The organism is Meridianimarinicoccus aquatilis (assembly GCF_004358675.1).
GTDB classification, from domain to species: domain Bacteria; phylum Pseudomonadota; class Alphaproteobacteria; order Rhodobacterales; family Rhodobacteraceae; genus Meridianimarinicoccus; species Meridianimarinicoccus aquatilis.
Genome location: NZ_SMZO01000040.1, coordinates 12,112 through 33,502, shown reverse-complemented (window position 1 = coordinate 33,502; position 21,391 = coordinate 12,112). Strand labels below are relative to the sequence as shown.

General features: G+C 57.7%; 22 protein-coding genes. 11 read left to right on the top strand and 11 right to left on the bottom strand.

From position 1 onward, the window contains the following. The first annotated feature begins 55 nt into the window (after positions 1 to 55). The gene (locus E2L05_RS14985) at positions 56 to 766 is read left to right on the top strand and encodes an IS6 family transposase (RefSeq protein WP_133343683.1); all 711 of its coding nucleotides are present in this window, start codon (positions 56 to 58) and stop codon (positions 764 to 766) included. Between the two features lie 185 nt (positions 767 to 951). Here the strand turns inward: E2L05_RS14985 and E2L05_RS20980 are convergent, their stop codons facing one another. Both E2L05_RS20980 and E2L05_RS14975 read right to left on the bottom strand, forming a co-directional pair. Next, entirely contained in the window at positions 952 to 2,796 is a 1,845-nt protein-coding gene (locus E2L05_RS20980; RefSeq protein WP_208016263.1) for a type IV secretory system conjugative DNA transfer family protein, read from the bottom strand. Continuing rightward, positions 2,793 to 3,080 (bottom strand): hypothetical protein, encoded by a 288-nt coding sequence (locus tag E2L05_RS14975; RefSeq protein ID WP_037275332.1) that lies wholly within the window; start codon positions 3,078 to 3,080, stop codon positions 2,793 to 2,795. The genes E2L05_RS20980 and E2L05_RS14975 overlap by 4 nt, the downstream gene beginning before the upstream one ends. Positions 3,081 to 3,316: 236 nt before the next feature. On the opposite strand from E2L05_RS14975, the gene mobQ reads away from it, so the two are divergent. Both mobQ and E2L05_RS14965 read left to right on the top strand, forming a co-directional pair. Continuing rightward, positions 3,317 to 4,600, top strand: coding sequence for a MobQ family relaxase (gene mobQ / locus E2L05_RS14970; protein ID WP_133343699.1), 1,284 nt, complete (start codon positions 3,317 to 3,319; stop codon positions 4,598 to 4,600). A 26-nt stretch (positions 4,601 to 4,626) separates the two neighbouring features. Further along, positions 4,627 to 5,019 carry a hypothetical protein gene (locus E2L05_RS14965; protein ID WP_037275358.1) on the top strand — a complete coding sequence of 131 codons (393 nt, stop codon included), beginning with the start codon at positions 4,627 to 4,629 and terminating at the stop codon, positions 5,017 to 5,019. A 32-nt stretch (positions 5,020 to 5,051) separates the two neighbouring features. Here the strand turns inward: E2L05_RS14965 and E2L05_RS14960 are convergent, their stop codons facing one another. Beyond that, positions 5,052 to 5,339 (bottom strand): DUF3892 domain-containing protein, encoded by a 288-nt coding sequence (locus E2L05_RS14960; protein ID WP_037275356.1) that lies wholly within the window; start codon positions 5,337 to 5,339, stop codon positions 5,052 to 5,054. A gap of 102 nt (positions 5,340 to 5,441) precedes the next feature. Next, the gene (locus E2L05_RS14955) at positions 5,442 to 5,705 is read right to left on the bottom strand and encodes a DUF3892 domain-containing protein (RefSeq protein WP_037275364.1); all 264 of its coding nucleotides are present in this window, start codon (positions 5,703 to 5,705) and stop codon (positions 5,442 to 5,444) included. A 107-nt stretch (positions 5,706 to 5,812) separates the two neighbouring features. Here E2L05_RS14955 and E2L05_RS14950 point away from each other — a divergent pair, with 107 nt between their 5' ends. The 5 genes from E2L05_RS14950 (at position 5,813) to E2L05_RS14930 (ending at position 10,046) form a co-directional block, all read left to right on the top strand. Next, positions 5,813 to 6,136: a helix-turn-helix domain-containing protein gene (locus E2L05_RS14950; RefSeq protein WP_037275354.1), complete on the top strand. Its 324-nt coding sequence runs from the start codon at positions 5,813 to 5,815 to the stop codon at positions 6,134 to 6,136. 10 nt (positions 6,137 to 6,146) lie between these two features. Further along, the gene (locus E2L05_RS14945; protein ID WP_037275352.1) at positions 6,147 to 6,914 is read left to right on the top strand and encodes an ImmA/IrrE family metallo-endopeptidase; all 768 of its coding nucleotides are present in this window, start codon (positions 6,147 to 6,149) and stop codon (positions 6,912 to 6,914) included. 429 nt (positions 6,915 to 7,343) lie between these two features. Further along, complete coding sequence (locus tag E2L05_RS14940; RefSeq protein ID WP_133343698.1) at positions 7,344 to 8,228, top strand: ArdC family protein; 885 nt, start codon at positions 7,344 to 7,346, stop codon at positions 8,226 to 8,228. A gap of 486 nt (positions 8,229 to 8,714) precedes the next feature. After that, positions 8,715 to 9,068: a hypothetical protein gene (locus tag E2L05_RS20835; protein WP_165971782.1), complete on the top strand. Its 354-nt coding sequence runs from the start codon at positions 8,715 to 8,717 to the stop codon at positions 9,066 to 9,068. A 165-nt stretch (positions 9,069 to 9,233) separates the two neighbouring features. After that, positions 9,234 to 10,046, top strand: a complete 813-nt coding sequence (locus E2L05_RS14930; protein WP_133343696.1) for a class I SAM-dependent methyltransferase — start codon at positions 9,234 to 9,236, stop codon at positions 10,044 to 10,046. 107 nt (positions 10,047 to 10,153) lie between these two features. Here E2L05_RS14930 and E2L05_RS14925 read toward each other — a convergent pair whose 3' ends face one another. Next, the gene (locus E2L05_RS14925; RefSeq protein WP_133343695.1) at positions 10,154 to 13,051 is read right to left on the bottom strand and encodes a Tn3 family transposase; all 2,898 of its coding nucleotides are present in this window, start codon (positions 13,049 to 13,051) and stop codon (positions 10,154 to 10,156) included. Positions 13,052 to 13,176: 125 nt separating this feature from the next. On the opposite strand from E2L05_RS14925, the gene E2L05_RS14920 reads away from it, so the two are divergent. Continuing rightward, entirely contained in the window at positions 13,177 to 13,728 is a 552-nt protein-coding gene (locus tag E2L05_RS14920; RefSeq protein WP_133343694.1) for a recombinase family protein, read from the top strand. 366 nt (positions 13,729 to 14,094) lie between these two features. On the opposite strand, the gene E2L05_RS14915 is transcribed toward E2L05_RS14920, so the two are convergent. The 4 genes from E2L05_RS14915 to E2L05_RS14900 form a co-directional block, all read right to left on the bottom strand. Further along, positions 14,095 to 14,934 (bottom strand): DUF3800 domain-containing protein, encoded by an 840-nt coding sequence (locus E2L05_RS14915; protein WP_133343693.1) that lies wholly within the window; start codon positions 14,932 to 14,934, stop codon positions 14,095 to 14,097. Between the two features lies 1 nt (position 14,935). Continuing rightward, positions 14,936 to 18,127, bottom strand: a complete 3,192-nt coding sequence (locus E2L05_RS14910) for an Eco57I restriction-modification methylase domain-containing protein (protein ID WP_133343692.1) — start codon at positions 18,125 to 18,127, stop codon at positions 14,936 to 14,938. A gap of 102 nt (positions 18,128 to 18,229) precedes the next feature. Next, entirely contained in the window at positions 18,230 to 18,445 is a 216-nt protein-coding gene (gene brnA, locus E2L05_RS14905) for a type II toxin-antitoxin system BrnA family antitoxin (protein ID WP_066009074.1), read from the bottom strand. Then, positions 18,432 to 18,695: a BrnT family toxin gene (locus E2L05_RS14900; RefSeq protein WP_076535676.1), complete on the bottom strand. Its 264-nt coding sequence runs from the start codon at positions 18,693 to 18,695 to the stop codon at positions 18,432 to 18,434. Before E2L05_RS14900 ends, brnA begins: the two co-directional genes overlap by 14 nt. Positions 18,696 to 18,902: 207 nt before the next feature. Between E2L05_RS14900 and E2L05_RS14895 the strand changes: the two genes are divergently transcribed. Next, the gene (locus tag E2L05_RS14895; protein WP_038068556.1) at positions 18,903 to 19,646 is read left to right on the top strand and encodes a hypothetical protein; all 744 of its coding nucleotides are present in this window, start codon (positions 18,903 to 18,905) and stop codon (positions 19,644 to 19,646) included. A 20-nt stretch (positions 19,647 to 19,666) separates the two neighbouring features. Continuing rightward, positions 19,667 to 19,882 (top strand): hypothetical protein, encoded by a 216-nt coding sequence (locus E2L05_RS14890; protein WP_133343691.1) that lies wholly within the window; start codon positions 19,667 to 19,669, stop codon positions 19,880 to 19,882. Positions 19,883 to 20,202: 320 nt separating this feature from the next. On the opposite strand, the gene E2L05_RS14885 is transcribed toward E2L05_RS14890, so the two are convergent. Both E2L05_RS14885 and E2L05_RS14880 read right to left on the bottom strand, forming a co-directional pair. After that, positions 20,203 to 20,463, bottom strand: coding sequence for a WGR domain-containing protein (locus E2L05_RS14885; RefSeq protein ID WP_076535674.1), 261 nt, complete (start codon positions 20,461 to 20,463; stop codon positions 20,203 to 20,205). Between the two features lie 5 nt (positions 20,464 to 20,468). Then, positions 20,469 to 21,098 (bottom strand): tyrosine-type recombinase/integrase, encoded by a 630-nt coding sequence (locus E2L05_RS14880; RefSeq protein WP_243721999.1) that lies wholly within the window; start codon positions 21,096 to 21,098, stop codon positions 20,469 to 20,471. Positions 21,099 to 21,391 lie beyond the last annotated feature (293 nt).

Sequence of the window (21,391 nt, the reverse complement as noted above, 5' to 3'; positions counted from 1 at the left end):
GGGACTGTTGCATTAGCTTCGTTTCGTAGCGACGATGTGGCTTTGGAGGTTCTCGATGCCGCATAAATCACCGTTCAAGCACCATCGTTTTCCACGTGAGATCATCCTGTGCGCCGTACGCTGGTATCTGCGCTTCCCGCTGTCCTACCAAGATGTTGTGGATCTTCTGGCGGAGCGCGGCGTCAACGTCGATCGGTCGACCGTGTATCGCTGGGTCCAGAAGTTTGGCCCGGAGCTGACGCGGCGCACCGAACGGCATCTGCGCCGCGGCAGCGTTGATTGGCATGTGGACGAAACGTATATCCGCGTCGGCGGCAAGTGGCGCTACCTCTGGCGCGCGATCGATGCCAACGGGCAGATGGTTGACTTTCGGCTGACCGCAAGACGCGATGCGAAGGCCGCGAAAGCCTTTCTTTGCAAGGCGATCGAGCGCGTGCGGCTCCACCGGCCGGTAACAATCTGCACCGACAAGGCACACGCCTACCGGCGCGTCATCCGCGAGATCAACCACCGATATGACCCGCACTTCGACAGCATCCGTCACATTGACCGGAAATGGCGAAACAACCTGATCGAGAGCGACCACGCCGCAATGAAACGGCTCCTTGGCTATCGCCAGAGTTTCCGCTCGCTCCGATCCGCCAAAGCGACCCTCAGCGGAGTCGAAACGATTCGGACCATCAAACGCGGCCATATCCACCACAAACAACCCGGCGTCAGAGGCGAGATTGAATTCATCGCCAGCCTCTTCAAAACCGCCACGTAACCACCTGTGCCATCAGGGAAAGCTCAACACGCGCAAATTAACGCAACAGTCCCAGCGTAACACATTATATAACACATATTTAACACTACAAAATTTCCCCTCATTTCAGCAGTAGCTTTCCGAACCTGAACACATGGAGAAGTGCTCGCAACTAAGAATGCGCCCGAAAAGCAGCGAAACGTGCCTCAGTTCAAGGGGTTTTGATCGAATCTTCCACGGTAGGCCTTGCTCTTGAAATACACATTTTGCTTCGCCTTGAGCGGGTTCCGGTTGCCTACCAACAGCAGCAGATCATCCGCCTTCATGCCCGTGATCTGCTCAGCCGTCATGAGCTTCTGTCGCTGCTCCGAGTAGGAAAAGTCCCGGCCCTCGTTCGGGGCCTTGCCCTCTCGAATTTGCTGAGAATAGACAGTGCTTTCCCCGAGGTGGCGGGCAGCCCATTCGGCAGTTTCGATGTCGTTGAGGTTGAAGACGCGCTTGGTGATACAGGAGCCGAAGATCGAGCGGGCATCGTTTGGCCCATAGGCCTTTTCGACCTGACCCGTGTCCTGGGTGACGAAGAGGGCTTCGACACCGGCCCCTGCGGCGACGTTGGCGATGTTCATGATCTGCTCCATGCGGCCCATCCGCACGAATTCGTCGAGAACCAACAGGATCGGAGCCTTGACCTTGCGCCGCCCGTCCTGACGTACGACCGTGCCCAGGACAAGGTTGATGAACAGGCGCATGAAGATCGCTTGCTTGTCCACCTGGTCGAGCGGCACCGCGATGAAGAGATCGACCCGATCATCGAGAAGATCATCCATGCGGAAGCTGGACCCGGCCAGGAAGTGGCGCATGTTGTCGGACTGCATCCACTCAAAAGCTTTCGAGACCGCTGTTTGAATCGACCCTCGTTCTCTGTCACCTGCGCGCAGGATCGTGGCGGCAGTCTGGGCAGGGCGGTGGCCGACAAGGTCGGCGTTTTCGGCCCAGGCCTCAAGCGTGCCGTCGAGGTTTGCTGACAGAAGCAGATCGGCGACGGCGATCAGATTGCGCCGGTTGGGTTCTTCCTGGGTCACGATCACTTCGATCGCCGCCGCGACCAGCTGGCGGGCCATTTCCGAAAAATGTGCCCCGTCGCCTTGTTCCGGTTTGACCAAGCCGTCCGCAACCAGGGCCACGTCGCGCGCCAGCTCGTGGGGCCGGATGTAGTCGAGCGGGTTGAACTGATCCTGTCCATCCTCGACGAGGCCGAAAGGGTTGAGGACGGCCACCTTACGCCCGAGCTCTTCGCGGTGGCGGCGCGTGACGGCGAAATTTTCGCCCTTGATGTCCAGGACGACGACCGGCCCCTGGTGGTCGAGGATCGCCGGGATCACGGCGCTGACGCCCTTGCCGCCGCGTGTGCCGGAGACAACGAGGTGATGCCCGCCGCGCCATCCCTTCGCATCGTTTTTGACGTAGCGCAGGAGCTTGCCCTTGTGCAGGGCGAGGGGCAAGCCGGCCTTGTTGCGCACAAGCTGGGCAATGTCGCGCGGGTCCATCCATCCCGCTTGCCACGGGCCAGTGCGCGATTTGCGGTTGCGGCCAATGCGCGGATTGAAGATCGCCACCAGCGGGGTGCTGACAGCGACAGCCAATCCGAAGGCCCCGAGCGCGAAGGAGATCGCCATGGCCTGTTTCTGCGGATCAGAATACCGCGCCAGCCCCTTGAGTCCTTCCCAAATGGCACGGGGGAGGGGCCAGCCAGCGCCCGTCCATGCCTGGACAGTCGCCAGTATGTCGCTGAGCGGCCCTCTGAGGGGTGTCAGGGCAGTGAGGGCGGCCACGCACAGGCAGACCCATGCGAGGAGCTTCAGGGGTGTCCTGTGGCGCTCAGCGGTGGTCCCGAGGGTATCGAGGATGGTGGCCACGGCGATGATTGGGAAGGCATAGGTGGTCACCGGGTAGATCGCGACCGCTTGCGGAGCGAGGATCAGGGCGACGGCGGCCAGGATCACAGCACCGATCATGATCACCCAGTGGCGGGCTTCCAGAACAAAACTCATGACCGGTCCTCTTGCGCGTCAGGAAACAGAATCTGCCAGAGCCCCCGGTCGCGATCCCGCTGGGTGAGGCGGTCTGGCAGGTCGCGCCGCACGATGCTCTGAAGAGCAGGTTCGGCGCTCAAACGGTCGAAGACCAAAGTGCCCAGAAGCCATTTGATGCGGTCTTCGTCTTTTTTCTGAGAGAGACGCCGCCGGGAATCGAGCGCTGCAATCTGGGCGTCGAGCTGGGCTTTCTTGGCGGCCAGTTCTTTGATCCGGGCGTCAGGATGGCGGCTTTGGGACATGGGGCAACCTCGGGCATAATTGGGGCGAATGTAGTGGCGGATTGATAGGTTGAAAAGATTTAAATGCGCGCTTATACATTGTCTTCGACAACGTGCGCGTCCTCATGGGGGTAAACCCCCGCGCCGGACGGCTTCCCCCCAAGGCGGCGATGCCACCTGAACGAGGGTTTCACCCTCGCGCTCCCGACCAGCGCAACCAGGCGCTGGACCCTGTTTTGAAGAGAGGCGCTCGATCCGTGGCTATCTATCACCTCAGTGCGAAAGTGATCAGCCGGGCAGGGGGCCGGTCATCGGTCGCAGCCGCCGCCTACCGGACGGCTGGGCGGCTGCGGGATGACCGGCAAGGGTTGGAGCATGACTATTCTCGCAAAGGCGGGGTCGTGCATTCCGAGATCATGGCCCCCGAGAATGCGCCCGACTGGATGCGCGATCGCGACCAGCTTTGGAATGCGGTAGAGGCGGTTGAAAAACGGCGCGATGCCCAACTTGCCCGTGAGATCGAAGTGGCGCTGCCGCGTGAGCTCGATCGGGGCGAGAGGTTGGAGTTGTTGCGCGGGTTCGTCCAGCGCGAGTTTGTCGATCGCGGTATGATCGCGGATGTAGCCGTTCACGAGGGCAAGGCCCGTGATGGCCAAGGTCAGCCCCATGCACACGTCATGCTGACCATGCGCGAGCTGACCGGCGAGGGGTTCGGGAAGAAGGATCGCAGCTGGAATGCGCCGGACCTGCTGATGGGCTGGCGCGAAGCCTGGGCGCGGGATGCGAACACAGCTCTTGAGCAGGCAGGGCGGTCGGAGCGGATCGACCACCGGTCCCTTGATGTTCAGCGCGTCGAGGCCGAGCAACAGGTCGAGCGGGCGCGCGGGGGCGGGCAGGAAGAGCTTGCACTGGAACACGAGAAAAAAGTGGTTGAGCTCAGTCGCGAGCCCGAGCCAAAAATCGGCCCATCGGCCAATGCTCAGGAAAAGCGCGGGATCGTCACAGAGCGCGGCGAGGCTTTCCGCGCGGCTCAGGCGCGCAATGCACAGCGCCAGGAGCTGGGCTGGCGGCAGTTGGAATTGCGGCTTGAGCTGATGGAGCGGGGGCGCGCCTTCATTGCCACCGCGCGCGAGCGGCTGGATCAGCTTTGGGGCCGCGCCGAGGCGGCGATGTCACGGATCAAGGAGAGGGTTATGGGCGAGGTTGAGAGGCCGCAGACTGGTGCCGATCGGGGCGACATGGATGCGCGTCGGGCGGCGGTATTGGGGCGCGATGTTGATCGACCCGAGGTTCAAGCACCGGATGTCGGGCGGGAGAGGGTTGCGCCTGACGATCCAGACCGAGATCGTCGGGACGCCATCCTTGGGCGTGTGCGCGATATCGGACAGGAGCGGGATGCAGCGGCGGTAGAACGGGACATTGCCGCTCGCGACGGCGAGGGTCGTGACCAGGGGCGGCGGGATGACATTCTCGGGCGCGGGCGTGATAATGCGTCCGAGCGCGGGCAGGGCCGCGATCGCGACAGAGACAGAGAACGGTGAAAGACGTTTGCAGAGAGGTGGCCAAGATGAAGAAATGGCGCGTTGTTCTGGACGCCGTGAAGGCCCCGACCTGCGGTGACTGGGTTGCCGTGAGCGGGCTTTGCCCGAGCGAGGAAGAAACCGCACGGTTCCTCTTTTTGGACGGGACGGAGGCAGATGGGTTCACGTTCCTCGATGCCCCACAGGAGCAGGTTGGCAACTCTCCCAGTGGCGAGCAGGTTCCGTGGCTGCACTTTCCAGACTGCATGGAGATAGTCGGGGTGGAACGTCAGGACTGGCGTCCGCCGAGCTGGCCGCACGACAAGACGTTGTGGCGTCTGACCCTGGTAAGCCTGCCGTCGAATGTCGAATTCGAGAAACGGCTTTTGGAGGGCCAGGAAAGCAGGCGTGGTGTCCTGAGCCGGTTAGGGTTGAGATAGGCTAGGCACTTGGGTGTTGCGCACCCCAAGGCCTATTTGCAGCGCGGCAGACTAAGGAGGTTATTCGGTTCGGCACCATCCGCTTCGGTTTTCAGGTATTTCTTTCCATTCCGCGTAGCGATGATGACCCAGACCGAGTTGCCATTTACGCTGGTCCAGAAGCGCCAAGTGCCGTCTTCGATACCTTTGATGGCAACATCGAGCTTAATGCACCAAGGACCACCACTCTTTGAACCAGTGGCTCCGCCGATGCTGTCAATACGCCGGTCAGAGTCCGCGCCGTCTGGGATAATGCAGGTGATCTGATGATCCTGTGGCATGAGGTAATATCCTTCTTTTTATGACATTCAAGGATGCCAGGTTGAAACGGACCCGCAGAGGTAGATGCTATCTGCGAGCCCTGATGTTGTAGGGTCATAGGCTTAGCAATCAGGGAGATTGTCCAAGTTGTTGCTCGACGACTTATCGGCGGTCGAACGAAGGTATTTGCCGGTCGTTCCGTTCACCACGGTGATGTCGACACGAGACGTGCCAGCCTGCTGGACGTAGTAGGTATGCGTGCCGTTTTCGATATCGCGGATCGCGTCAGCCTTCATCCGTGGGGACCATGCCTCGCCTGATTTGCAAAGCTTGGTGATGTCGCCGTCCTTGTCTTTTCCCGACGCGGTAACTTTTCTGTCAGCCATCTTTTCGTTCTCCATTTTGGTTTACATAAGTATAGCTAGTGCTACACTTGAGGTCAGATATAGTGATCGCTATACTTCTGTCAACCCGCGAACAGAGAGAATCTTGCATGTCAGAAAAATTTGGCGAAAAGCTCAGAAAAATCCGAACATCCAAGAACATGACGCAGGAGGAGCTGGCGACGGTCCTAGGGTCATCAAAGGCGTATGTCTGGCAGCTCGAAAACAAGAAGAATGCCAAGCCGTCCGCTGAGTTGCTGCTAAAGATCGCAAATCATTTTGGGGCCTCGCCAGAGTTCTTCCTGGACGATACGCAAGACGAGCCTTCTGACCGACAAATCGAGGATGCCTTTTTTAGAAAATTCCATAAGCTGTCTGAGAATGACAAGCGCACGATTGAGAGGATAGTTTCAGGTTTTGACGACGAAGATTAGCAGCCCTCCGATGAAAGAGGCCAACCGTCTTACAAGGCTCTGGCAGGGCCACGGCCCAAACACTTACCCACTGGATATTTCAAAGCTCATTGATGGCGCACTTCAGAACAGCGATTTTGGTGGCGAACTGAAAACCAAGATAGGCAGCTATGACTCCTTCGAAGGGTGTCTTGTTAAAACAAAGAACACCGACAAGTGGACGATTTTGCTGAACTCGGAAATCGAGAACAAGCGGCGTCAACGGTTCACATATGCCCATGAGTTGGGACACTTCATGTGCCATCGGGGCTTGCGGGATCGTTTCGAAGACAGCGATGATACCCTGAACGATTTCAGGGATAAGATAGAAACCGAGGCCAACGTGTTTGCGTCGTGGCTACTTATGCCTGCCAACCTTCTCAGAGATGAGTTTAGCGGGATTGGCTGGAATACGGATTCTCTATGCGAGATAGGAAACCGTTTCGAGTGCTCACTCCAGGCGAGTGCTTTGCGGTTTGTCGGGCTGTCCAGCAAGCCCGTTGCATTTATCGTGTCGCGCGATGGAATGGTTGTTTGGGGCAGCAAAAGCAAATCAGCTCCGTACATATCAGCGTTTTGCTTTGGAGATGAACTACCCAAAGCCTCCCACGCTCTTACAGCCCACCTCAATGGTGAATCCTGCACATTGCCGCAGGATTCCGGCTTTGCTTGGAATGAGTTTCGAAGCGCGAAGGAGAGCCAGTACTTCGATTATTCCGGGCGGGGGTATCAGTACACATGCATTGAGTTTGTTGGATAAGTTGATGAACCCCAATGATAAACAGCCCTAGAAATTGTGTGATCCCGGCAGTGTGCCGGTCTCGCTTTGAGCGATAGACAGGGCAGGGGATCGACGGGCTGACGCCCGCTCACCCCATCCCTGACAGTTTCCAAATCTTATTGATCCGCCTGCCATCCTGGCAGGTCCGAGAAAACCGGCAAGCGCCGCCCGAGGGCGTCGGTTCCGGTCGAGAATTCCGGTTCCTCCCACGCGCAGGCGCGCGGTTCCCTCCCAAATTCACGCCCTCCACCCGGTTGTCACGGCCCCGCCAGGCCGCAGGACGGGCTTTGCCCTTACCTGCTCTGCCCTTCGGAATGCATGGGCATTCCAAACAACAGAACAGGAAGGCCCGCCCATTGGCGGAAAGGGGAAGAGGCCCGGACCGCGTCACTCAAAGGAGGGTCACAAATGACCGCAGAAAAGTTTGACGTTTACACCCATGTCACCAATCAGATCATCGCGCAGATCGAGACGGGAACGCCGCCCTGGCGCAAGCCTTGGACCGGCAGCGGGGCATCGGTTAGCTTGCCGGAACGGTTCAACGGCGAAGCCTATCGGGGCATTAACATCCTGATGCTTTGGGCCACGGCGATGGCCAAGGACTACAGTTCAGCCCGCTGGATGACGTTCAATCAGGCCAAGCAACTGGGGGGCCATGTCCGCAAGGGCGAGAAATCCGCCACGGTCGTGAAATACGGCACCGTCGAGCGCGAGGACGAGAACGGCGAGGAACGCCAGATCCCCTATGCCAAGGCCTACCGCGTGTTCAATGCCGATCAGATCGAGGGCTTACCCGCTGAATTCTACATCCTGCCCGATCCGCCCCGAGACCTTGGCACCGTGGCCGACCCCGAGCTGGAGGCATTTTTTGCCGCGACCGGTGCGCAGATCGACGTGACCGAGAAGCCGCGCGCCTATTACAATATCAAGACGGACCGCATCCACATGCCGCTGATCGCAACCTTTCACAGGGCCGCAGGATATTACGGCACCTTGGCGCATGAGCTGACCCACTGGACAGGCGCGACAAAGCGGCTGGACCGTTTGGGCCGGTTCAATGATCGCAAGGCCTATGCGTTTGAGGAGTTGGTCGCGGAAATCGGAAATTGCATGCTTTGCGCGCAGATCGGGGTGGAGCCTGAATTCGACCAGAGCGCGGCCTATGTCGAAGGATGGCTTGAGGCGATGAAGGAAGACAACCGCGCGATCTTCCGCGCCGCGTCCGAGGCGCAGAAGGCTGTTGATTATATCATGGCCCGCACCGCGCAGGCCGACCGGATGGCCGCCGAGTAACAGCACGCACCGTCGCGATGATCGAGGCCCCCGTCAGCAGGCGGGGGCCTTTTGCGTTCTGGTGTGATCCAGGTGGTGGCGGTTTCAGGGTGACCTGTCGGCGGGCAACCTGAAGGCCACCCGCCGACAGGCCCGGCGCTTCGCGCTGATGGGCATGAAATGCCCGAAAGCGGAAATCCTATTGACCTAAAGTGCTAGACGCCGCGCTAGTGTCGAAGAAGAACGATTAGTGAACAAAGCTTTTCATATTCTGCATGTGATTATATCATGTGACAGAGGCGCGTGCACAATCAATCGTATATGTGCGCCTGACACCCACAATATAAGGGACAACTGATGGGGCAAATTGGACGAAAAGCAGGAACCACCATATTGCATGGCCCGAGGACGGCACGAACCCACGGGCGACCGTTCAATACATTAGTCACAATCCGATTTTGGCAACTCGGCAGCACCGCCGAAACAATTGAAAAGGATTTTCGCTTCTTGAAAGCACGATGGTTTCAACCTTGGTCAAATCGAGGCACTATCCGTAACGGAAAACCCAATCTGCCTGCCAATGGGACTCCAACTTACAGTCACGTCCACGAGAATTCCTCGGGAAAGCCGCATACACATTGGACGCTTCATGTCCGCCCCGAAAACTCCGCGCGGTTTGCTGTGGCCCTTGATCGCCGTCTTCGCCAGCAATTCGGGTTTTCCACTCTTCCCATTGGCGCTTTGGACATTCGAAGCATTACCAACGATGAGGGTGCCAAGCTCTACATGGTAAAGACGCTCGATCCACATTTCGCACGGCTTTGGGGCATCAGGTCAGAAGATGGGGTCGACTCCGGCTGAGTGCAGAATAGGGCGGTAAGGAATTTTCTCCCCTCCGAAAAGCGGAATAGCGGCTCTTCGCTGCACGACGCATGAACTGGTAAGATGCGGACAAAGTTGCCTTTCAACGCTACCCCTTGAAGGTCTACTATCGCAAGATCAACGCCTTAACCAACGGTGCGCTCGATGTCAGAAATCACTCGAAAGGAGATCACCGCGGCGAACCGGGCAGCATGGAACGCTTCGGCGCCTTTGCACGGAGAAGGAGATCAATGGGAGCAGCTTCTTGCACATGCGGCCCAACCCGGCTTTTCGGTGCTCGACCCATTTCTGACTTCCATACTGGGAGGGCTTGGCCTCAAGGGGAAGTCCGCCGTGCAGATCGGCTGCAACAATGCCCGTGAGCTGATTTCCCTTGCCTCGCTAGGTATCCGACCCGAAATGGGTATCGACCAGGCAAGCGGCTTTCTTGCTCAGGCAAAGCAGCTCGCAGATGCAGCCGGCCTCGATATCCAACTGCTTGAGGCAGATGTCTACGACTTGCCTTCTGGCATCGGCCAATTCGACCTCGCTCTTATCACCATCGGCGTCCTCAACTGGATGCCAGATTTACCCGAGTTTTTCCGCATCACCTCCGGACTTCTTGCACCGGGCGGGCGGTTGGTGATCTACGAAACTCATCCGTTTCTCGAGGTTTTCGATCCGGCGAGCGCCACACCCTTCGAACCCGCCTTCAGCTATTTCGAGCGGCGCCCGCAGGAGGTGACGGAAGCGATCACCTATGACGGCAGAGACCATGGCAAAGGCGAGAAAGGTTACTGGTTCATTCACCCGCTCGGCGAAATCGTCACCGCCTGCGCGCGGTCAGGGCTTGGCATCGAAGAACTCAAAGAATTTGCGCACACCATCCGAGAGCCGGAATATGACATCTACGACGGGCGTGCGGCTCAAATCCCGATGAGTTATTGCCTCGTGGCTCAAAAGGCGATGAGCGCATAGGCTACATAGCTGCCATTCGGGCGCTGCGCAGCATCCGACAAAATGGGCTCTCACCAAGCATTCGCCGCATGCTGGATGAATGACCGGTGTTGTCGGCGCGTGAGGTTTCATGGGTTTTCCGCCATCTGCCTCCACCGATATTCACCCGTGAGGATAATATGTGCCCATCCGAGGGGCGAGATATGTGAGAGAAGATATGCGGGTGTATCCAGCCCAGCCTTTTGTCGCGCGGCGACCGCAAAACCGAGTTGCTTGGTATTCCAATAGATGATGATGGCGGTGAGCAGGTTCAGCCCTGCGATGCGGAAATGCTGGCCCTCAGTTGTACGGTCGCGGATTTCGCCTTGGCGACCGATCCGCAGTGCGTTCTTCAGGGCATGATGTGCTTCCCCTTTGTTGAGGCCAATCTGTGCGCGGCGCTGCATATCGGTATCGAGTAGCCAATCAATGATAAACAGCGTCCGCTCGATACGTCCGATTTCGCGAAGGGCAATGGCCAGATCATGTTGCCGTGGCCGTGCTGCCAGTTTCTTCAGAAGCTGGCTAGGTTGCATTCTCCCGGAGAGCATCGTCGCGATGCAGCGCAACACATCCGGCCAGTTGGCGATAATCGTGTTTTCGCGAACGCGGTCACCAACCAGACCTTTTAGTTGGTTCGGGACCCCATGACGATCAAAGACATGCAGCCGCTTTGAAGGTAAGTCCTTAATGCGCGGGATGAACCGGTAGCCGAGCAACGAGGTGGCCGCAAAGACGAGGTCTGTGAAGCCGCCCGTATCTGCGTATTGTTCTTTGATCCGTTTGCCGCTCGGGTTCATCAGCAGACCGTCCAGAATGTACGGTGCCTCGTTCACTGTAGCTGGGATTACCTGTGTGGCGAAGGGGCCATATTGATCTGATACATGGGTATAGGCTTTCAGGCCGGGCTCATGGCCGTACTTCGCATTGATCAGATTCATCGCCTCGCCCTGGCGTGTGGTGCGAAAGAACTGACCGTCACTGGAAGCGGTTTCACCGGCACCCCAGTATTTTGCCATTGGCAACCACGCCTGCGCCTCGATCACCATAGCCAGTGCCCGATTGATGGCCTCACTTTCCACGTGCCAGTTTGAGAGACGGGCCAATTGCGTAAAATTATGGGTACTGCTTGCCCCGGCCATTTTGCTCAGACCCAGATTCAGACCTTCAGCCAGAACGACGTTCAACAATCCAAGCCTGTCTTTACATGGTGCTCCAGTGCGCAGATGTGCAAATGCGTCGGTGAACCCTGTCTCATTGGCTACGTCCATGAGAATGTCTGTGATCCGCGCTTCTGGCAGACGGCGATAAAGATCGAGTATGAGGTTGTCGGCTTCAGCGGGAACGTCAGCTTCAAGGCGTTCGACGCGCAATCGCCCATCCTCGATGATCCCACTTGGGAGGGCGCCGTTCCTGACTGCCTTGGCAAGCCTGTGCAGCCCGTCTTCCAGCCGTTGTTTTCGATCTACAAGCCAGACTTCCGGCTCCAATGGCATCGACAATCCCATAGTCTGCGCGGCCTCGACCGGAACCAGAGCCTGTTTCAGGTCGCTGTAGCGGCGAGAATGAGCAAGCCAGACATCACCAGATCTGAAGGCCTCACGCAGATGGAACAGCACCGCGACAACCCAGAGACGGTCCCGGTTTGTTTCGGGGTCGCGGAGATGCCCTCGCCATTTTGATCGGGGCTGAAGAAATGGCGCAGAGCGGCTTGGAATATCTTGCTTGTCGCGGATCACATCGGCCGCCGCAAGCAAAGGCTGAGCCACACTGGCCCCTGTGATGTCCAATGTTGCCAGCATTCGGGGGGCATAGAGCTTGAACCGATGATACCCCTGCTCGACATAAGCCAGTGCATCCGCCTTGACGGTCTTACTGAGTGACCCTGCTGTTGCAACGAGGTTTTCCAGAGCATCCCAGCCACAAGATGCATCCACGGCACCGGCGACAGCCATCTCATCTCCCTTGGCGATCAACAATGTCGTGCCCAAAGTCTCAAACCCGGCCAGGGTCGCCGCGATCTCCGATTGCGCCGCGGTAACACGGGTATCGCAAACCCTCTTTGCCTCCCGCCAGATTGAGCCAACGATCCGGTCATGTGTTTCGACAACGGTATCTGCGATGGCGGCTGCCCATTCTACGACGCAGGCGGCAAGGATGGCCAGTCGTCGATCACTGGTGATGTAGCGCAATCCATCCGTGAAGTAACGTTCGCCCTGGCGGCGAAGGTGTGCGACCCGATGTGCGGGAATGTCGTCCAGGACTGCTGGTGACAACCCAATACGTTGTAGAAATTCCAGTCGGTCGAGCTGGCGGTTGATATTGGCAGAGTTCTTGCCCACCTCGAATTGTCGCAACCAGATGAAGCGGCTGATCCGGTTATCAGCGTCTTCATTGAGCAAACCGTTAAGTTTGGCTTTCATTTCGGGGTCGAGACGTGCCGCAATGCGAGCCTCGATCCGTTGTTCGGCCGCAACCAATGCATCCGCACAGTATCGTTCTATGACCGACAGGCCGGGCAGGACAATCTGTCGTCCGCGGCATTCCTCCACAAACCCGCGAACCAAACCCTCACTTGATTGAGCCGCCTCGGCTTGCTGGTCCAACCACCTCTGCATTATCTTGGCATGTTTACCTGCAAACATCTTGTAACCGTACATCTTACGCAGTGAGCCGAGATGTTCTCGTCGTGTCTTCTCACGGGCGGCATATTGCAGCAGGTCATCGGATTTCAGTCCAATTTGAGCGGCTATGAACCGGGACACAGGTTCCGGTATGACTTCGCCAGCTTTCAGCAAGCGTCCCGGATATCGGAAAGCGCAGAGTTGCAGCGCAAAGCCGATCTGGTTCTCTGGCCGCCGCCGTGTGCGTATATGTTCAATGTCCTCATCATCCAGAGTGTAATGCCGCAGCAACGCCATCTCGTCTGTAGGGAGATCAAAAAGTGCAGCGCGTTGTCGCGCGGTCAGAACCGCTCGGTGTGCCATCAGATTGTTCTTTCGTTAGGAGGTGTAGTCTTTGAAAGTATACATATTGAGACATCAGGCTTGCCATGTCTTTTTCAATGTCTCAATATGGCTGTCGCATGAACCTTTAATTTATATGAGACCCAATGGCCAAAGTCGGATATGCCCGCGTCAGCTCAGTCGGACAATCTCTGGACGTGCAGCGTGAAAAACTGAGCGACTGTGACAAACTGTTCGAGGAAAAGCGCAGCGGCACCACCGATGCCCGCCCTCAGCTCAAGCAATGTCTGAATTATGTCCGTGAAGGCGACCAGCTGATTGTAACTCGCATCGACCGATTGGCCCGATCCACATTGCATCTATGCCAGGTCGCTGAGATGCTGCGCGAGAAAGGCGTGGATCTTGTTGTCCTCGACCAAAACATCGACACATCCGATGCAACTGGTCGTCTGTTGTTCAACATGCTGGGTGCTATCGGCCAATTCGAGACTGAGATCCGGGCCGAGCGGCAAATGGACGGAATCAAAAAGGCAAAAGATCGCGGCGTTCAGTTCGGCAAACGGCCTGCGCTAACCCATGAACAGATCGCAGAGCTCCGCGAAAAACGCGCTCAAGGTAAGCTGATCAAAGACCTCATGGCTGAATACAGCCTCTCTAAGGCCACCATCTATCGCTATCTCACCGAAAACGCCGCCTGAGCTCGGCTGCAGAAGCCCAATCCGGGCTTAACGCCCTATTCTGCACTCAGCCGGACTCGACCCCAAGATGGGGGGCATATTCAGGGTAGACGAGCTGACAGTAGCCGAAACCTGGGGCCGTCCACGTGGCAGCCGCTGAAAGCGGCGTACAGAGCGGCTATGCGCGCATAAGGGGGTTGCTTGGTGATGAACGGGGGATACCAGCGAACGATCGTTTGCGCGGGATTGGGAACAGCACGTGATCAAGAAAAGTTACGTTATGCGAAAAATTATTGGTTTCTTAACTGAAACACGTTATATGCCGTAGCAGGCTTAGCCTACGAGATCGCCTGTGCGGTCGCCATACCCCGCCCCTTGTGGCGGGGTTTATGCTTTCCGATCAACGCCTTCAAAGCAGCTGTATTTTGTTGCCAGAGTCGCGTGATCAGCATCGTCCAGAATGCATTCGATCAGTTTCCCATCATCCCGAAGGCGGCGATATGGCCTGTTTCCAGCGTTGTAGCCACCCATACAAACGGGCCAAAGGTAGAGGTCTGCAAGCTGGGCCATGGGCGATGATTTGGCCTTGAACCGTAGATCGTAAAGCGTGGTCTTGAGCTGTTCCGTGGTGAGCGGTGCATACTTTCCGGAATTCTTGGTATCGAAGGGCAGGCCATCAGTTCGTAACTCGGCGTAATACGCCTTCAAAGCAGCGTCTTCCGTCTTGTTGCACTTCTCCGGCATCACACGAAGCCGCTGGCCCTGGCCGATTGCAAACTTTGCAGCCCGCTCGACAACGACAGAGAAAGCCGTCTTGCACAGCATCCAGCGGTTTTCGAGGTATTGAGCCGCATACCGGGCGTTATAGCCTGGACGATCAATGACACAGGCAATACCGATCACCGGCGCATCGCGCATGAGACCGTAGAGGTCTTCATAGAACGCGCCTTGTTCGTCTTTCGACTTGCCCCGAAGCCATAGGAAACCTTCATTCTGGGACCGGATTTCAGACGAGTGCAAAGGGGCGGTGACACCCCATTTTTCAACAAAGGCTGCGTGCAGACGGCGAGCTTCCTCTTCGTCCTCTTCACGGACCAGGACACCGCCAAGGGCAAACCAGTCATAGCCATGCGCAGGCTTCTTCCCAGGCTTCCGGCTTGGGTGACGTGTGCCGGAATCGTCCAGATACAAATTTAGGATGGCGGGTTTAATTTTCTGATCTGTCACGTCAAACTGCGCTTTCTAGCAGGGCGATTTCGTCTTCGGTCAGGTCGAACAGGTCATAGACGATGCTGTCGATCTGGGCTTCAGCCTGGGCGATTTCGGCGGTCAGGCGGGCGATCTCGGCGCGGTCGCGGTTGATCCAGTCTTCCCAGTCGGAGCGATCGGTCAGGGGGATGTCGGCCTTGAACACCTTCTTCACCTCGGCGCGGAAAGTGGCGAAGTCGGGCAGGGTCCACCATTCCTGAAGCCGGGTTGTCAGCTTGGGTTCACGTTCAGGCGGGCAGAGATCGGGAATCCGGCGCGTCAGGGCCGTTTGCAGGGCCAGACGTTTATGCGCGGCACTACTGGCGCGCTTGCTTTCAGTGGCGAGCTGCGCGCGCCTTGTGTCATCCCATTTCGGGATTGGCAGCTTTTCAACGTATTGCACCCGCAGCTCATGGTAACCGCCCCGCACTGGCGGGCTCATAGATGATAACATGAACCAGAGCACCTGACTGTTTAGGAGCGCCAGCAAAGCCTGGTCATCGGACGGGATCAGATAGGACTTGTCGTTCGAGAAAGCCCCTTGGGGTTCGAATGAAAAATTTCGCTCGGCGTTGAAGTGCGGATAGCTGATCTTCGGCGCTGCAAAGTGCGGAGCATAGGCCTCCTGCGCCTGTTGGAGCTCGAACCATTCCTGTTTCGTGGCGCGCTTTTCCAGTTTGTCCCTGAAGGGCAGCAGCCATTCCCGGATGGCGGGATAATCGTCAATGTCGATCCGGTTCTTAGGAATGTAGATCAGCCACAGGCCGCGCGGTTCGGCACGCCAGCGTTTCAGGTCTTTGCCTTCGAAGAAGGGCTTCAGCAAATCGGCAGACTTTGGGTCCTGGGCACAGAGGCGTTCTTTGGTAACGTTGTCGATCACAAAGGCTCCGTTCAACCCTGTAACAATCCCCCGGCATGGTGCGCCATATACGCTTTTCAGGGTCTTCCTGCCCTTTTTGATCTTGTCCCGCAGGGCGCGCAGGGCGGGGTTTTCCAGTTCCCATGACCCGGCCCCCAGGGCCGTTTGTGGATACGGGCCGGCAGCGGCTTCCCAAGTGGCGAGGAAGTTGTTTTCCGGCAGAGCATCCACCTTCCAGAAGCGCAGCTCATGCCCCTTGGGCGCGGCACCTCGTTTCATGGTCAGGATGGCCGGATAGGTGGTCACCCCCTCGAAGACTTGCAGGTCGCCAAAATCGACCACGCTTTCTATGGTGGCTTCCTTCAGTAGATATTCGCGCAGGGGCTTGCCTGATCCGGTCTTGAAGAAGGTGTTCGAGGAAATATAGCCCAAGCGCCCGCCCGGTTTCAGCAGGCGCAGGCCACGCTCGTAGAAATAGCAGTAGAGATCGGCCCGATCGGAAACTACCTCATAGCGCTTTTCCAGATAGGGTTTCAGCAGCTTCAGAAATTCCATCCGCACATAGGGCGGGTTGCCCAGGACCACGTCGAAGCCCCCTTCGGCAAAGACGCCGGGGAAGGCGGTTTCCCAGGTGAAGGCGTGATCGAGATAGGCAAAGTTGCTGTCCTCGATCAGGCTGTCGCCGACGCGGATGCTGCCCGACAGGCTGTCGAGAACCTTGCCGCGCCGGGCGGTCTTGATCCAGAGCGACAGCTTGGTGATCTCGATGCTTTCCTCGTTCACGTCCACGCCGAAAAGGTTATCGGTCAGAATTTCGCTGTCGGGGACATAGTCGAGCAGATCGCCAAAATGTTCGGCCTTGGGCAGCAGGTCTTTGATCTTGTCGTTCACGCGGGTCAGTTCGGCCTTCATGAAATCGAAGGCCATGATCAGGAACACACCGGAGCCACAGGCGGGATCAACAATGCGCAAGGATTTCAGGCGATCGCGATAGGCTTGCCAGGCTTCCAGCTCGGCCGATTTTTTTCGCCAGGGGATGTTTTCGTAGTCGGTGACGTCCGCGCCCTTCTTGGCGTGAGCGCGCAAGGTGTCTTCGAAGATTTCCCGCAGATGCGTTCCCAGGGTTTCGGCCACGATGAAGCGCGCGATGTAATCAGGGGTATAAACCACCCCGTCACGCTTGCGCCGTCCGCTTGTGCCGGTGGTTTTCTCAGGCTCTTCCTCTTCACCGCGCGCGATCGCTTGCAGGCGTTCCACGTCCGCGATGGACTGTTCGAAGATATGGCCGAGGACCGTGACGGAGACTTCGGAGGCGAAGTCATACCCGCCCAGAGTCTTGAACCCCTCGCAGATGTCATCGGGTATGGTCAGCCCGTTGATAACCGCGTCTTCGCGGAACAGACCCCCGTTGTATCTCGGGATTTTCAGCTCGTTGTTGCCCTCGTCGATGGCGCGGAACAGGCCCTTGAAATTGTCCCAGACGGGGCGAGGGTTGTAAGGGTCGCGCGCGACGAAGGCGTTTTCCAGCGTGTTGTCTGGCAGCAGGCCGGTGTCTTCGGCAAAGGCGATGAACAGCACTCGATCGAGGACCTTCTGCGCGAGGGCGATCGCATCGAGAGGCGCAATCGCGGCATCGGCCTTCTGGACAGCACTCAGGAGCTTGAGGCGCAGGTCCTTGTAATCCTGATACAGGCTGTCGGTGATGTCTTTGTCTTCGCGGCGGCTTTCTTTCAGCAGATCAGCCGTGCGGCCAGACAGCAGGTTTTCCGCTGACAGGAGCAGCATGAAGCGCGCGTATTCTTCCGGGTCTGTCAGCTGGTCGAGGCGAAATTCCTCATAGGCCGAGGTGCCTTCCCCGAAGCCGTAGAAGCGCAGCTCGATCATGTTCGAGACCAGCACCCATTTCACGCCGCGCGCGTTCATGGCGTATTCCCACGCCTGTTGAACGGGGCTCTTGTTCCTGCCCGGCATGATTGCGTCGAGGTCGCGGGTATCCGCGCCCTTCAGCTCGAACGGTGCCACGATGTCAGGCGTCTTGCCGCCAAAGCGGCCAAGCGCCAGATCGACGCTGCCGCGCAGAATATTTTGTTCGGTTGAGACGTTGTAATCTGCGCCACCAGCCGGGCCGTGGTAGCCGAGAACACCTTCAACAATCTTGGAGGCGAACTGCCCATGCAGGGCGGTTTCCTTCAGGCGTTCAATCCGGCCCGAGCTGATCAACTCTGTCCAGGCTTCCAGCGCAGCCAAACGGTCTGACGGGATTGGATCGGCTTTGATGTGGCGCTTCAGGGTCTTGCGGTTGAACAAATTCATGAACTATCGGTCTTTCTTGCCGCCATCGGTCGGCTTTACGATGCTGTTTTTTTCCGGATGGCGACAAGCCTTGGCTTTATTCGTGCCTGGTCGCAACGGCCCTCATTCGAGGCGTTCTGCGATCCACATCTTGATCAGCGCCTGACGGGTGATGCCGAGCTTCTGAGCCTGCCGGTCCAGACCGGCGACGACCCAGGTCGGGAAATCCACGTTCACCCGCTTTGCCTCGACATTGAGGCGGCGCGCCTTTGTCCAATCGACATGGGCGGACATGTCTTCACCCGCGTCGAAGCGTTCGTCGAATTCAGTCGCCTTCATAGTGGTCAATCTCCTGCTTGCGAGCGCGGCGCACGGAGATGATCCGCACCCGGTCGCTCCGGTGTGTGTAGACAGCCGTCCAGTGTCTGGCCCCGATCATGCCAACCGCCAGAAAGCGTGGCTCATCCGTGACGTTGGCGGGGGCCTCGATCAGATAAGGATCATCCCAGAGAGCCTGAGCCTCATCAAAGTCGATACCGTGCTTTTCGCGGTTCGCGGCGCTCTTGTCGGGGTCATACTCGAACTTCATGAGCGCAACATAAGGTGAAAAAGGTATAATTACTATACTTTTCAGCTTGGCTTGGTAGTGAGATCTTTCAGCTTACAAGCAGCAACGCCGCCCGCATGTCCTTAGGACATGCGGGCGGCGTTGCTGGGCTGTCAAGGTTCATAGCCTGCAACATGGCTGCGCCCAGCCATGTTGCAGGCGCGGTGAAACAGTGCTCTGACTATCGGAATGGAAGCTATCGAAAGGCTCTTACAGCTACCCTATCAAACCCTGGCAATATTGGTTGCCGGGTATCTTTCTTATCGCCTAGCGTACACGGGCCGCGATAGCACGCACCAAACATTGGACACGTTAGCAATTGCTCTCGTCTTTGCCTTCATATCTCAAGCTGCATCTGCTCTTCTACTGGCTATCTACCTGGCGTGGGGTCCCACATCCAGCGATGCTGTCGCACTGCCCCTGTGGGCCGGATATGCTGCCAGTGTTGGGGGCATAGTGGCGGCACTCGTTGTCGCCGCCATCTGGCGTCGAGTGAGCGTCAACAGCCTTCCAGAAATTCTGCGTGGCGCAGGAATATCGTCGTCAGACAGAAATACCGCCGCATGGGAAACTGTTATCAATCGAGAAGACTCCGGGCCGTCGCAGATCACTGTTGTAAAAAAAGACGGGACGACACTGCAATGCGAGCGTCTTGACGACTTCAAGAAAGCGCCCTTCGGCCCAATGATACTCGGGCAAGATGGCTCTATCGCACTCTATGTTACTGACTACCGAGACAAAGAATCCGGTGAGTGGGAAAAAGTTGATCCCGAGCATGGTGACTGGGGGCCGGAAATAACGATAATTCCTGCCGGAGAAATCTCAGAAGTGCGCATTAGGCACGCCCCCTCACTTCTTCGGCGGTGGCGACGAGGACGGGGCACTGGGAAGGGGTCTAGCGTTGTCGGGGATGAAGACCCGTCCGCTGACTGATACCGGCGTCTGATTATCGGATGATAGCACTTATTTACCTCTTCGGGGGTGGCGGCGCGACGGGTGCGCTCGGGCTAGGCCGCGTATTCGTTTCGGGGATCGAGCGCGGAATGCTTGACGGACGTGGTGAAGGCGGGGGCGCGGGCTCTCTAGCCATGTGTTTCACCTTTTTGGTTTGGGCGGTGGTGGTGTCCCAGGTGCAGCAGCAATGGGCTGCTGTGATCCTTGGACCTTAACCCCGACCGTTGCCTTTCGCGGGGGCAGTTTGACGGGGGGCTTTGGCGGAGGTTTAGGGGTCTTAGCCACTTCGCCTACCTCTTTGGCTTTGGCGGTGGCGGCGCGACTGGCGCACTTGCCATGGGCTGTTGCGAGTTTATCGAAACGTTCTCACTGCTGTGCGGCCTTGTTACCATGGTTGGCGCAGGCTTCGTTTCTCTGCTGCTGCTATCGTTTTCACCGCTCATACTTTGCCTCTCAATGTTGTTAATCTAAAGTAGAACATACTGGCAACGCTGTTGTAAATCCAGCTGAACGGTTGAGATGTGGCCGCGTGAATTCAACCGGTCAGATCAAACATCGCGAGCTGCTGAGGCTCCACCCAATAGCCCCGCTGACGCTTGGAGGCTTCCAGTGTGACCAGAGCCGCAACGGCCTGGTTCTCGTCCTCGAACCAATCCATCCGCACCTGACCGCCCTGCCCTATGCGGCCCCATTCGCGGTACAGCGTCCATTCGCCGAACAGGTTCGGCATCACTGCCATCCTGTAGAACCGAGCCATTTTCTGCGCAGGCTGGCGTTTCTCAAGATAAGTCTGCATGGCCGTCACAGGTGATACTTGCGCGCAATTTCCAGCGCTTCAGCCTGTTCGGTACCGATGTATTCCTTGGTGCTTTCAATGCTGGCATGGCCGAGCAGGAGCTGGGCGGCGCGCAGGTTGCCGGTCTGCTGGTAGATGTAGGTGGGGAAGGTCCGGCGCAGCGAATGCAAGCCGTAGAGGCTGGGATCGAGGCGGGCCTTTTCCAGCCAGGAGCGGAACAGCCGCCAAAGCTGGCTTTCGCTGAGGTGGGTGTCGGCCCACCGTGCCCCCTGCCCCGTGAACAGCCAGCCGTGCAGCGGCTTTTCAGAGTCGGCAAGATAAGCCCTCAGACTGTCGCGCGTCCCGGAGGACAGGCGCGCCTGGACCGGACGCGCATTGCGCGTCTCGGTTTTCTTTTGTCGGATTTCGACGATTTCGCGCACCCCTGCCAGGGTGGCCACATCCGAGACCCGCAGGCGTACCAGGTCAGATCCCCGGAAACTGGTATCGAGGGCGGTGTTGAACAGCGCCAGATCACGTAAGGCTTTTTCCTGGCGCAGGATCATCCGGATCAGGGATACCTGGTCGGGCATCAGCGGAGGTTTTTTACCGACCACGCGGCCTTTATTCCAAGCGGTCTCGGTAGCAGCTTTCACGGGCAAATCCTTGCGAGGTTATAGCACTATAATACCTATAAACCTTGCATGATAGAAGTAAGATGTTGCGCGATGCTGCACTTTCCCCATGTTTTGTTGGGCTTTCAGCTTTGGCACTTATGCGAGCTTTTGGAATAAAGCTCGCATGAGGCGAAAGCCGACGTTCGCTGCGTGAGGCACCAAAGGCCGGTGTGCGGACGAAGCTGCCGTTCGCACGCAAGCGCGAACTTTTCGCTGTTTACGAGAACGCGCCGTAAGGCCGGCGGGAAGCAGACATTCGCTTCAGAAGCTTG